The sequence below is a fragment of the Phycisphaeraceae bacterium genome, assembly GCA_019636735.1.
Classification (GTDB): Bacteria; Planctomycetota; Phycisphaerae; order Phycisphaerales; family SM1A02; genus VGXK01.
This window is the reverse complement of sequence record JAHBWY010000004.1, coordinates 329,058-341,505: the sequence shown is the minus strand read 5'-3', so window position 1 is coordinate 341,505 and position 12,448 is coordinate 329,058. Positions and strand designations below refer to the sequence as shown.

General features: G+C 64.4%; 9 protein-coding genes and 2 tRNA genes. 5 read left to right on the top strand and 6 right to left on the bottom strand.

Annotated elements, in window-relative coordinates; genetic code table 11:
* Positions 1 to 10 precede the first annotated feature (10 nt).
* Entirely contained in the window at positions 11 to 808 is a 798-nt protein-coding gene (locus tag KF724_07500; protein ID MBX3355527.1) for a hypothetical protein, read from the bottom strand.
* 104 nt (positions 809 to 912) lie between these two features.
* On the opposite strand from KF724_07500, the gene KF724_07495 reads away from it, so the two are divergent.
* Positions 913 to 2,220 carry a hypothetical protein gene (locus KF724_07495; GenBank protein ID MBX3355526.1) on the top strand — a complete coding sequence of 436 codons (1,308 nt, stop codon included), beginning with the start codon at positions 913 to 915 and terminating at the stop codon, positions 2,218 to 2,220.
* Between the two features lie 143 nt (positions 2,221 to 2,363).
* Here the strand turns inward: KF724_07495 and KF724_07490 are convergent, their stop codons facing one another.
* Positions 2,364 to 3,335 carry a class I SAM-dependent methyltransferase gene (locus tag KF724_07490; GenBank protein MBX3355525.1) on the bottom strand — a complete coding sequence of 324 codons (972 nt, stop codon included), beginning with the start codon at positions 3,333 to 3,335 and terminating at the stop codon, positions 2,364 to 2,366.
* Positions 3,336 to 3,378: 43 nt separating this feature from the next.
* On the opposite strand from KF724_07490, the gene KF724_07485 reads away from it, so the two are divergent.
* On the top strand, positions 3,379 to 5,940 hold the full coding sequence (locus KF724_07485; GenBank protein ID MBX3355524.1) for a sodium/proton-translocating pyrophosphatase: 2,562 nt from the start codon (positions 3,379 to 3,381) through the stop codon (positions 5,938 to 5,940).
* A gap of 34 nt (positions 5,941 to 5,974) precedes the next feature.
* Positions 5,975 to 6,901 (top strand): DedA family protein, encoded by a 927-nt coding sequence (locus KF724_07480; protein MBX3355523.1) that lies wholly within the window; start codon positions 5,975 to 5,977, stop codon positions 6,899 to 6,901.
* Between the two features lie 63 nt (positions 6,902 to 6,964).
* Here the strand turns inward: KF724_07480 and KF724_07475 are convergent, their stop codons facing one another.
* Complete coding sequence (locus KF724_07475; GenBank protein ID MBX3355522.1) at positions 6,965 to 8,707, bottom strand: VCBS repeat-containing protein; 1,743 nt, start codon at positions 8,705 to 8,707, stop codon at positions 6,965 to 6,967.
* A 207-nt stretch (positions 8,708 to 8,914) separates the two neighbouring features.
* Between KF724_07475 and KF724_07470 the strand changes: the two genes are divergently transcribed.
* Positions 8,915 to 8,997 (top strand) — tRNA-Tyr (locus tag KF724_07470).
* 81 nt (positions 8,998 to 9,078) lie between these two features.
* Positions 9,079 to 9,153: transfer RNA gene (locus KF724_07465), tRNA-Pro, on the top strand.
* Between the two features lie 118 nt (positions 9,154 to 9,271).
* Here KF724_07465 and KF724_07460 read toward each other — a convergent pair.
* The 3 genes from KF724_07460 to KF724_07450 are packed head-to-tail and all read right to left on the bottom strand — an operon-like array spanning position 9,272 to position 12,419.
* Positions 9,272 to 10,237 carry a hypothetical protein gene (locus tag KF724_07460; GenBank protein ID MBX3355521.1) on the bottom strand — a complete coding sequence of 322 codons (966 nt, stop codon included), beginning with the start codon at positions 10,235 to 10,237 and terminating at the stop codon, positions 9,272 to 9,274.
* Positions 10,234 to 11,634: a glutathionylspermidine synthase family protein gene (locus KF724_07455; GenBank protein ID MBX3355520.1), complete on the bottom strand. Its 1,401-nt coding sequence runs from the start codon at positions 11,632 to 11,634 to the stop codon at positions 10,234 to 10,236. Before KF724_07455 ends, KF724_07460 begins: the two co-directional genes overlap by 4 nt.
* The gene (locus KF724_07450; GenBank protein ID MBX3355519.1) at positions 11,631 to 12,419 is read right to left on the bottom strand and encodes a hypothetical protein; all 789 of its coding nucleotides are present in this window, start codon (positions 12,417 to 12,419) and stop codon (positions 11,631 to 11,633) included. The genes KF724_07455 and KF724_07450 overlap by 4 nt, the downstream gene beginning before the upstream one ends.
* Between the last annotated feature and the right edge of the window lie 29 nt (positions 12,420 to 12,448).

Below are 12,448 nucleotides of genomic sequence, written 5' to 3'. Positions count from 1 at the left end.
ACCACGCCTCTCATTGGACGCGAATGTCCACTTCGCACCCTTCGGCGGCTCGCGGAAGCTTCGCCCTCAGGCTCGTCTCAAGCTCCACGGGGTCGAGGTCCGAGGGAATGTGCGCGAGGAAGACGATCTGGCGCTTCTCTTCATAGACGCTGGCACCCTTGATGCGGCAGTGATTCTTGTGGAGGAATTCCTGCACATCGGCGTAGATGTGCCGAATGTCCAGCTTGGAGTTGAGCTTGAGGCGAATGCGCGCCGAGAGATGCGAGTCGAGCCAGAAGATGAGCCCCCACCCGGCCACGGTGACGAAGACCGCCATCGCCCACTCACCGAGACCCGCCGCGAGGCCGACGACCACCACCAGGATCGCTTTGCCGGTGACCTTGGGATTGTCGAGCACCGTGCGGAAACGAATCAGCGCACCGATGCCGAAGATGACGAAGGCGACCGCGGGATTGACCGTGAGAAGTTCAGAGGCGACGGCACCAACCATCCCCAGGAGGATCAGCGTCTTGCGCTCCTCGAGGTCGGAGAGAGGATCGACGCGCGTGCTGCGCCGCGGATGCCAGGCGATGATCCATGCACAACTGACGGCAATCGCAAGGCCCAGCAGGAGCCTTGTCAGGAATCCCCAGTGATAGAACTTCGAGGCGCTCCGGGCGATGGCGTCCCAGCTTCCAGATGCTGACGCCGCCGCGGGCGCTTGCTCCATCGACAGGATCGCGTTCTCTGCCTTGTCGGCAAAGGCCGGCCCTTCGAAGGCGAACCACGCAAAGAGAACGACGGCGAACAGAACAATCGAAGGACGCATCCGGAACTCCCAGCAGGAGGTGGCGCGAGGAATGCTCAAGCGGTGGGTATCTTGACTCGAAGTGGCGCATTCCACAAGCCACGCCTCATCCGGAGATTTCCCCAATGTCGATCCGATTCCCCTTCCCCTCCACGACCGCCGCTTGCCGCGTCGGCCTCGCAGGACTTTGTGCGGCGTTCCTCCTCTCCGCGCAGCCTCTGGTCGGATGCTCGGACGCTGGCACGCCGAGTGAGAAGGATCAGCGGCATCATGACCGGAAGGACCATGATCGTCACGACCGCGATCACGGTCACACCGACGCAAGCGAACACGACCACGATCATGATCATGACAAGGACAAGGAGAAGGAACGCCACGGGGGCCACGACCATGGTGATGGTGGGGGCCAGGCTGATGCCCACGGACATGGCGATGCGTCCGGTCACCATGGAGCCTCCGACTCCACGAGCGGCTCGAGCGGCCATGGCCATGACCCCGGCGCGGATGAGATCGTCTTCTATGTCTCGATGCATGGTGCAGACGGCGGCAACACCATCATCGGCCTGACCTCAACCGGCGAGGTCAAGGGCAGCGTGCTGCGCGGGGCTCCAGCGGGTGCCGCGGGTGACTCGCTCAAGGACCTGCGTGGCATGTGCCTCCTTGGCGATGGAAGCCTGCTGGTGGTCAACGCCTGGCTCAAGGACACGCGCATCGTGAAGTTTGGCGCGCCGGGAAGCGACGGCGTTCGTGACTTCCGGAGCGTGTTCATCCAGGGCGGCACCATGAATCCCGCGCTGATGCACACCTACTCGGTCGTTGTGGGTCCCGATGGCGCCATCTACTGCTCCAATCAGGACACCAACACCGTGACGCGCTACGCCGGTCCGGGTGGACAGACTCCCGGTGCACCGCTTCCACCACCACCATCGCTCTCAGGTTTCGGCAACCTGGCGCCGGGCACCTTCATTCCGAATGACAAGACCTCGCCGGAGGGACTTGTGTCCGTTCGCGGAATCGCCTTCGGACCAGACGGACTCCTCTATGTGGCCGATCGTGGAGCCAGCCGGGTCAGCGCCTACGACCCCGCCAGCGGAGCGCGTCGAAGCGTGGTCGCCTCGGAGCGCGACGGCCTCGGGCACCCCATTCAGCTCGCCTTCTCGCCCGACGGGCGCTACCTCTTCATTGGCGACAACAAGGAGGATTGCGTCTGGCGCAAGGATCTCGACTCGGGCGCGATCACCCGCTTTGTCGCAAAGGGAACCGGCGGACTCGAAGCACCGAGCGCACTCGTCGTGACTGACTCGCACCTCTTCGTGGGCAATCGAAAGGAGAAGGCGATCCTGCGCTTCAAGATGCCCGAGGGCCACCTCGACTCGAAGCCATTCGTCGAGAAGCTGCCGGATGACCCGGAGTTCCTTCTCTACCTTCGCTGACAGTCGCTCTGCTGAGCAGCGCCCCGCTGAACTGCGCGTCGTTGAGTGACGCTCCTCTGAGCAACGCTCGCTGGACAACACTTCGCGCTGCTGGGATCCGCCGCGCCGAAGAGCCGACGAAGATCGAGCGCACGCTGCCGATCTCACTCGCCGGCGCGATCAGCCGCAGGCTTCGACAATCGCCAGCATCGATGGATCTTCCGATTTCGGAAGTCCTGCGGCACCGTGCGATCACCAAGGTCACGGCACTGAAGCCCCGCGGGCACGGCGGCGTTCTCCCACTTCAGCCCACGCGAGTTCGTCGAAAAGTAGAGGAAGCCGCCGGTCGCGAGAAAGGGCTCGATCAGTCGCAGGAGTTCGGGGTAGTCGCGATCAATCGCCCAGGTCGCACCACCCATCCGCTTGGAGTTGGAGAAGGTCGGCGGGTCACAGACGATCAGGTCATAGGACTCACCCGCCTTTGGACCGGCGCGAAGCCACGCGAGACAGTCCGCGGTCACCAGTCGATGCTCCGGTGACTCGCGCTGGCCGTTCAGCGCGAAGTTGCGGCGCGTCCAATCCTGATAGGTCCGACTCATGTCGACGGTCGTCGATGCCCGCGCGCCGCCGGCGCGGGCATGCACCGTGAAGCTGCCCGTGTAAGCGAAGAGGTTGAGAAAGCGCTTCCCCTCGGCGTAGCGGCGAATGAGGCTGCGCGTCGTGCGATGATCGAGGAAGAGGCCCGTGTCGAGATAGTCGGAGAGGTTCACCTCGAAGCGGAGGGCGTGCTCCGTCACCACCTTGACCGCGCCGCGTGCCTGGAGCCGCTCGTACTGATCATCCCGCGAGCCACCAGCCCTCTGCCCAGCCCGCTCCTTGATCCAGAGCCGCTCGGGCCCAAGCGCAAGGCCTGCGCGGATCTCCCCGATGGCCCGCTCCCGGAATGCCCGCTCAGCCTCGGGGGTGTCATCCCGTGTCCGGGGCATGATCCACGCCACGGCGTCCCCGTCGTACCAGTCGACAATCAGCGGAAACTCGGGGATATCCCGCTCATAGAGCCTGAAGCAGGAGACCCCCTCGGCCTCCGCCCAACCGCGGAGGTGCCGCAGGCGGCGGGCGAGGCGATTGGCAAGCATGGGTTCCATCACTTTGCTAGATTCTCGCCCTTTCACAACCACCATGCGAACACTCACACTTCCGCGAATCGTCGCTCCCGCCGCACTCTTCGCCCTGGCCCTCTCCGGGGCTGCGATGGCCGGCGAGGCCAACATCCGCGTCCCGCCGGTTGCTGACGCGGTCTACAACGTCGGCAACTTCCAGATCCACGGCGGCTACCTCATGATGATGGGGCTGCTGATCTGCGTCGTGGCGACCATCTTCGGGTGGTACCAGTATGTGCAGACGAAGGCCCTGCCCGTGCACAAGAGCATGGCGGCGGTGTCGAACATCATCTGGGAGACCTGCAAGAGCTACCTGATCCAGCAGGGCAAGTTCCTGATGGCCCTCTGGGTGCTCATCGGCGCCTGCATCCTCTATTACTTCGGAATCCTGGGGCAGCAAGCCGCCGACGACAAGCATCCCTGGATGGGCTGGAGCGGCGTTACGGTGGTGCTCCTCTCCAGCGTTCTCGGCATCCTCGGCAGCTACGCGGTGGCGTGGTTCGGCATCCGCATCAACACCACCGCCAACAGCCGGGCGGCCTTTGCCAGCCTGAAGGGCGACTTCCTGCCGGTCCTCGGCATCCCGCTCCGAAGCGGCATGAGCGTGGGCCTGCTGCTGGTGAGCGTCGAGCTCTTCTTCATGATCGCGATCCTCACCTACCTGCCCGTGGAACTGGTCGGTCCCAGCTTCATCGGCTTCGCGATCGGTGAGTCGCTCGGCGCAAGCGCCCTGCGCATCTGCGGCGGCATCTTCACAAAGATCGCCGACATCGGCGCCGATCTCATGAAGATCGTCTTCAAGCTCCCCGAGGACGATCCCAAGAACCCCGGCGTCATTGCCGACTGCACCGGCGACAACGCCGGCGACTCGGTCGGCCCGACCGCCGACGGCTTTGAGACCTACGGCGTGACCGGCGTGGCGCTCGTGGCCTTCCTCGCCCTCGCCTTGGGCGAGAGCAGCATGTGCGCCGCCCTCATCGTCTGGCTCTTCACGATGCGAGCGCTCATGATCGTGACAAGCCTCGCGAGCTACTTCCTGAATGAGGCGATCTCGAAGAGCCGGTACGCCGGGAAGAAGGACTTCCACGAGGAGGCGCCGCTCACCTCGCTGGTGTGGATCACCTCGATCATCTCGATCGTGATCACCTTTGCCGCGAGTTGGCTGCTGCTCGGCCGCATCTCCGAAACGACCACGATGGTGGTCGATGCCGCTCCAGCAACCCTGACCACGCCGGGGGCCGTAGTCGAAGGCGTCGCCGTCACCACCGCCACGGTCACGCACACCTTCACCGAGCTCTGGTGGGTCCTCTCCCTCATCATCAGTTGCGGAACCGTGGCCGGTGCACTCATCCCCGAGTTCACGAAGATCTTCACGAGCACGAACAGTCGTCATGTGCGCGAAGTGGTCAATGCTTCGGCGCAGGGTGGGGCCAGCCTGAACATCCTCTCGGGCTTCGTCGCCGGCAACTTCTCCGCGTTCTGGCAGGGATTGGTGATCGCGCTGCTCATGGCTGTGGGCTGGTGGGCCTCGCTGCGTCCGGACATTCAGGCGCTGATGCCGGTCGAGTATGACTTCGCCGCGCCGATCTTCGCCTTCGGCCTGATCGCGTTCGGCTTCCTGAGCATGGGCCCGGTCACGATCGCCGTCGACAGCTTCGGGCCGGTCACCGACAACGCCCAGAGCGTCTACGAGCTGAGCCGGATCGAGAGCACTCCGGGCATCCGCGAGGAAATCAAGCGCGACTTCGGCTTCGATCCGGACTTCGAATCCGCCAAGCACCAGCTTGAGAAGGGTGACGGTGCCGGCAACACCTTCAAGGCGACTGCCAAGCCCGTGCTCATCGGAACGGCCGTCGTCGGCGCAACAACGATGGTCTTCGGCATCATCCTGCTGCTTGACAAGGAGTTCGGCGGCGTCGTCAGCAAGCTGAGCCTGGTCCAGCCCGAGGTGCTGCTGGGGCTGCTGATCGGCGGCTCGGTGATCTACTGGTTCACCGGGGCCAGCACCCAGGCGGTGGTCACCGGCGCCTACCGCGCCGTCGTCTTCATCAAGAACAACATCAATCTGAACAAGGCGGCCGCGAGTGTCGAGGACTCGAAGGAGGTGGTGCGCATCTGCACGGTCTACGCGCAGAAGGGCATGGTCAACATCTTCATCGTGATCTTCTGTCTCGCGCTGGGTCTTCCCTTCTTCAACCCGTACTTCTTCATCGGGTACCTCGTCGCGATGGCCTTCTTCGGCCTCTTCCAGGCGATCTTCATGGCCAACGCCGGCGGCGCCTGGGACAACGCCAAGAAGATCGTCGAGGTCGAGATGCGAGCCAAGGGCACCGACCTGCACGCGGCAACCGTGGTTGGCGACACCGTCGGCGATCCCTTCAAGGACACCAGCTCGGTCAGCCTGAACCCGGTGATCAAGTTCACCACGCTCTTCGGCCTGCTCGCCGTGGAGATTGCCATCCAGCCGCAGGTGCAGGAGTACAAGAACTGGATCGGCGGTTTCTTCTTCCTGGTGGCCTTGTTCTTCGTCTACCGCAGCTTCTACGGAATGCGAATTCCCTCCGAAGTTCGCAAGGGCTGACCGAACCATTTGCAGGGATATACTCTCGCCGCCCATGCGGCCGCTGCGTTCCGTCGCGTTGATCGTGCTTGCACTCTGTCTTGGTGCGGGCGGAGCTATCGCCGCGGGGCACTCCGAGCCCGCGCACGGGCTCAATGAAATCGACGCGCCGAACCCTGGCGCACAGCAGGGCGATCACCTCCCGCCTGCCACCTGGGATGGTGATGGCTCAGCGCCCGACACGACCTGGCGCCCCACCACCGAGACAGGCCGTGACCGTCTTCCGGAGTGGCTCGAAGAGGCGATCAGGAAGTACGGGCCCGTCAGTGTCTTCTTCGTCTTTGCCGGATCCGCGGTCGGCATTCATGTCAACGAGGACATGGTGCTCATTCCATCGGGGTTCCTTGCCGCGGGCGATCCCCAGCACTCTGTGCGGCTCTTCTGGCAGTTCGCACTCTTTGCGTACCTTGGCATCATCGTCGGCGATGCCGGCTGGTTCTGGCTCTGTCGGGTCTTCGGCACCCGACTCCTCCACAGCCGCTGGTTCAAGCGCCTGCTCCATCCGCGGCGACTGCTCGAGGTCAAGCACCAGATCGATGTGCGCGGGGCCTTCGTGCTGATCGCGGCCCGCTTCATTCCCGGCACGCGGATCCCCGTCATCACCATGTGCGGCATCATGCACATGCCGTGGTGGAAGTTCCTTGCTGTGGAATTCTCGTGTGTGATGATCACCGTCTCGATGCAGCTCTCGATCGGCTGGTTCGCCGCGAAGGCTGCCGAAAGCGCCGGAGTCACAAAGCTCTCGCACCAGATTGGAATCGCCCTGGCCGTCACGCTGGCGGTGGCCGTCACGATGTATCTCATTCATGTCTGGCTGCGATCCCGAAGCCGCAAGCACCGCACGCCACGGGCCGCGGCGAAGTGGCTCAGGATCTACACCGTGAACGGCAACGGGACCACGCGACTGAGCGTCACTTCGTGATCAGGAGACCGCACCACGAACGCGATCGCGGGGGGGGCGGCGCGGTGCTCGCCCGCGTAGATCTCAGGGAGTCCATTCGCCCAGCAGAATCGCCAGGTCGGCTCCGTTCACCACGCCATCGTTGTTGAGATCGCAGAGTCGCGCGGGCTTGTCGGTCACAGGCCCCCATGATCCCAGCAGAAGCGCGAGATCAGCGCCACCGACAACTCCATCGCCGTCCAGATCGGCGATGTTCGGCGGCGTCACGACCAGGCGCTGATTGGTCGGAACATTGAAGAGGGTCTTCGTGTAGCCCGGCTGGAACTCGATGACGAGCTCATCGACGACCAGAGCATTGCCCAGCCCGAAGTGGATCAGCTCCTCGCTCGAACCACCGTAGCCGTGGCCGCCGTCGAGATAGCGCAAGCGTGACTGGGCTCCCGTCTTCGCGATGACCCGCGTTCCGCGTCCAAAGGGAGGAACACGCGGGTTGTCCATGGTGTTGAACCCAATCTGGAGCCAGCGGCCGATCGGGGTCGTGTCGTTTCGATAGACCTTCAAGGGACCATTGGAGTTGTAGATGATCACCAGATCCATGTCGCCGTCGCGGTCATAGTCGAAGAGCACGAGGGTCCGAGCATCACCGGCAAAGAGGCTCCAGGGGCTTTGCACCACTTCCGTGAAGGTGCCGTTGCCGTTGTTCCGCCAGATGTACTCGGGCTCGTTCAGCCACTCGCCGGCGTTGCGTCCATTGACCTCGATGAGATCGAGCCAGCCGTCATGGTCGATGTCCACGGCCTGCGTGGCCCAGCCCCAGCCCCCGTCCTTCACGCCCGCCGGACCCGCGTGCTCCTCATACTGGTGCGGTCCGATCTGCCTGTAGAGCGTGTTTCCGTTGAAGTTCCCGGGGTTCGGGAAGTCCTGGAAGATGCTCGTCACATACCAGTCAAGCTTGAGGTCGTTGTTGAAGTCGCCGATGCACTGCCCCATGCCGAAGGACTCGATGCCAACGCCCGCGGACTGCGTCGCGTTCGTGAATGTCCCGTCGCGATTGTTCACGAAGTAGGCGGTGGTGTGGAAGTCGCCGACGAAGAGGAGCTCGGGGTAGCCGTCGCCATCCATGTCGGCGAACGCCGGCTGAAAGCCCCAGGTCGCCGGGGGAATGACCGCGGCGACACCTGTCACATCTGTGAAGGTGCCGTTCCCGTTGTTACGGAAGAGGCGATTGCCCTCCGCAGTTCCGCTCCACGCGGCAACGGCGAGATCGAGATGCCCGTCGAGGTCATAGTCACCGAAGGCACAGCCGTTACCCGAGGGAATGATCATGCCGGTGAAGGCCACTCCTGCTTCGACCGCCACATCGGTGAAGGTGCCGTTCCCGTTGTTGCGGTAGAGGCGATTCTTGCCGACCTGCCCCTGGTTGTTCGCGACGGTCCCGAAGCTGGTGACATAGATGTCGGGCCATCCATCGCCATCAAAGTCACCCACGCAGCAACTGGCGCCGCCATGCGTCTGGGCGACGCCCCATGCCGCCGCCTGATCGGTGAAGGTGCCGTTGCCGTTGTTGATATAGAGGCGATCGGGTCCCTGCCCTCCGCGCATCACGAAGATGTCGGGCCACCCGTCACGATTGAAGTCGCCGATCGAGACACCGCCGAGGGTCCACTCCTGTGCGCGGGGAATGAGCAGCGGCGCAGGTTGATAGGTCATCGAGATGCCCGCCCCGGCAGTGACATCAGTGAAGACAACGCCAGCCTGGGAAGGACCCACCGCGACGACGACGCAACCACCAAGGGCAGCGACAACGGCGCCCGCTCGATGACCCACTCTCTGAAGTCCAAACATCCCTACCCACACCCTCCCTCAAGACGCTGCGGCTGCCCGCTGTCGGCAAGCCTGCCAACAGCCTCGAAGCGAACTGTAGCCGTGGTCGAGCGGCTGTCCATCGACAATCCCGGCGAAGGATGCAGTTGCTCGAGTTCTCAGCGGGCAGTAGGCTTCTCAGCCCATCCGGGCGGGACAATTCGACCGTTCGGGCGGTTACTCAAGTGGCCAACGAGGGCAGACTGTAAATCTGCTGGCTTATGCCTACGGGGGTTCGAATCCCTCACCGCCCATTTCTCGGAGCAGCGACCACCATGGCGGCGTATGCTCCTCCGTCTTCGATCGATGCCCGTGGCGTCGATGGAACACCCTCACGGGGTGTAGCTCAGCTTGGCTAGAGCGCTTGGTTCGGGACCAAGAGGTCGCAGGTTCAAATCCTGTCACCCCGATGAACGATAAGAGCCGCCCCCATCGGGCGGCTCTTGTCATTCCCGGAAAGGCCTTTCTCGCAACTCGGGGCTCCAACCGAGGCGCTTCATCAAGTGCGGGACGACCCCGCTTCGCGGTTCACGAGAACCCGCCGCTTGAGGAGACATCCGGCACCCGGCCACCGAAGCCCCCGCCACTGTTCGTTCGAAGGCCGATGAGGAACTGCATCACATAGTCCCCGAATGCTGCGAAGCGCGACAGCTCGATGGACATCGGTGTTACAGCGCCGTCCGCAAGGGAGAGCTTCTCGATCTGAAGCATCTCGCGCTTCCAGCCTCGCAGAATGGAGCGCAGGTCGTGAATCACATCGCCCCGCTCGCGAATGACGAGCACCCGTTCGATGCCCTGAGACCGCAGCATGCGGCCCGAGGGCATGTCCTGCGGGAAGAGCAGCCAGCGATTGTCATACATCCCGTAGCTTGGCTTTCCGTCGAGTCGCGCGGAGTCGATGAGGAAGGCTGGCGGAGCGAGTGGATCGATCCGGACCTTCTCGAGTTGCGCCGTCGCCTCAAGCAGAGCCGCGATCAGAGCATCAACTCGAACGAGATCGGAGCCGCTGCTGGTGCGAGGCGGTGCCGAAGGATCGTTGCTCTGTGCCGCTTGGAACCCCGCGGCGAAGCTGCCGGGCGCCGGACCCGCGGTGCAGTTGTGCAGCGGCACCGGTCGATAGCCGCGCTGCGCAGCGACGACGCCAGCATGGAAACTCGCCGGACCGGGCAGGTCGATCACCAGCGCACAGTGGCTGGCCGGGTCGGGCAACAGGCGCGCTTCGAGCGAGATCACCTTCGGCGCAGATGCCGGCTCGGCGATCGGCAGTGGAACGGGCTGCAGAAGGGCGTCATCGGGAGTGGGCGAATCCGACTCCGTGCCCGCCAACGGCGGACTTGGTGGCGATGGTGGCGGCGGCGGTGTTGGCGATGGTTGCGATGGCGGCCTCGGTTCGGCGGCGTAGGTGAAGAGCACCGGTTTCGCCCAGTCGGACCAGGGACTGTCATCGGGCGCCCAGACTTCGAAGAGTTGGAGCGCCTTCTCTGATCGTGTCATGCCGGGACTCCTTGACGGCGGTGGGACTCGCGAAGGCGCTGCGGCCGAACACTCTCGCGATCGAGCAGCACGGGAACATCCATCGCACGACCATCGATGAGGGCTCGCTCGCTCGCTCGCGCATACACGCCGGCCGCCCGCCCTTCAACGACGAAGATGCCGAGACAGAGATGAACTTGACTCGAAGGCAGACTCGACTCGCGCGGATCAGTGACCGCGGTCGGTCTACTCGGCACGCGCCCCCGCGCGCTCGGCGAGGGCTCACCCCCACTGCCGTTCGCGTCATCGCCCGCTTCGACCGCCATCGGTGTGAAGCGCTCCTGAAGGACCCATGACCTCGGCCAGAGCCGCGCGGAGTGCTCCGCATCACGAACATCCTGCGAGGGAGTTGCCCCATGCACGACCACACCGCCGCCGACCCTGCCCCAGACCGGCTTGAGAACCCAGCCAGGTGGCGTGACATGCCATGCAAAGCGGCGCGCGCCAATCGCCGCACTCCGCGGTGTGAGGGCGCTCCAGCACGGTGCCGAGAGCCCGAGTTGCTCCATGACGATTGGAAGTCGCTTGCTCTGGAGCAGCAGCGCCGTGAGCGGATTCACCTGCGGCAGTGCGGGATCCGCAAGGACTCGCGCCCACGCCCCGCGACGCGGCAGAACCGAGAGCCACTCACCGGGATAGAAGCGGATCACGCCGTCCACCGCCTGTCCGGTTGTGGCGAGGCGCACCGGACCGCCACCCTGGCCCCTTTCAAGATGATCGGGCGCCGCCATCACGCTCGCCACGCCGTGCTGCGCAAGCGCCTCGCCCATTCTTCGGACCACCTGCTGGTCATCAACGAACGCCGTCGCGTGGACGAGCGCCACCGTTCCTCCCGCAAGCGAGTTCGAGACCGCCTTGGCGAGAACCTCCGCCGGGTCGGGCGGAGCATCGCACTCGGGGAAGAACTCCGCCGCCAAGCGCGTCAGAACGCCCGCCTCGATGTAACCCCCCGGCACATCGGCGTTCACCTCGGAGATGCGCCACCCATCGGCCGTGGGGTGAAAGTCAAAGCGAGCGACGCGCAGATCGCGGCGTCCACCGGCCTCGCGCGCTCGATCAAGCACTCTCCGAAGCACCGGGTCGATGTCGAGCCAGCGCCAGGCGCGCGCGTCGGTCGCCAGTGCTCGCTCGACTTCGAGCAACTCCGCGAACGCCTGCTCCGCTGAATGCGCCAGCGTCGCCCATGTGCTTGCCTTGAGTCGCACTGCAAAGGGCGCGATGGCCGAGCGATCAAAGGCCTGTGGATCGAGCTTGCCCGCGACAAAGATGGCCTGTCGCCGAAGCTGCCGGACGCGCGCGGGGTCAAGCGGCGTCACACTCCACTCCTGCGGCGCGACGCCTTCACCGGAGACGATCATGGCGGCATGCCCAACCAGATCACGAAACCGATCGCAGCACCTAGGTAGAGGAGCGCGAGCAGCCCATCGAGCACCAGCGGCGTGCGCGAGACACCCATGCGGGTCACGATCGTCACCATCGCATCGAGCACGATCAGGGGGAGCAGCGTCCACGACACTTCGAGAAAGTCAGTCAGCGTCGCTTCGAACGAGACCCATGTCCCCGCGACGGCGCGCCCGCCAACCACGCCGGCAGCAATCATCACCGCGGCGAGTCGAAGGGCGACACCAACATCGCGATCGACAAGGACGCGATGATCGACCCGCACAATGAAGTGCTCCGAGATGATGACCACCCAGAGAGCAAGGCTCGAGAGAACCGCCGCGAAGGTCACCACCCACCACCCCGGTCCGTCCCCGACATTCGCGCCGGCGAATGCACAGGCGAAGCCGATGACAGCGCCGAGGTACATGAGCAGCGCGCCGGGATTCCGCCGCTCGGTCACATCCGCGATCTGAAGCCCGGAGAGGCGGAGCGTCGCCACCCAGAGGGAGACCCATCCGAACCCCATCACGGTGTACATCGAGAGGTACCGCGGATCGTTCCGAACATCATGGGAGGCAACGAGGTGCAACAGTGGAAGCAGGAGCGCCACTGTCAGCACCGGTAGGAGCAAGAGCCCCCACCGCATCGGCCCGCGCGCAATGGCTGGATTGACGGAAATCGCGCGACCGACGATGCGCAACCAGAAGGGCAGCGCCACGATCAACGACACCACGGTCGCGATGACCTCATCCACACTCACGACGACGGAGTGTAGAGAACGCACCGTCG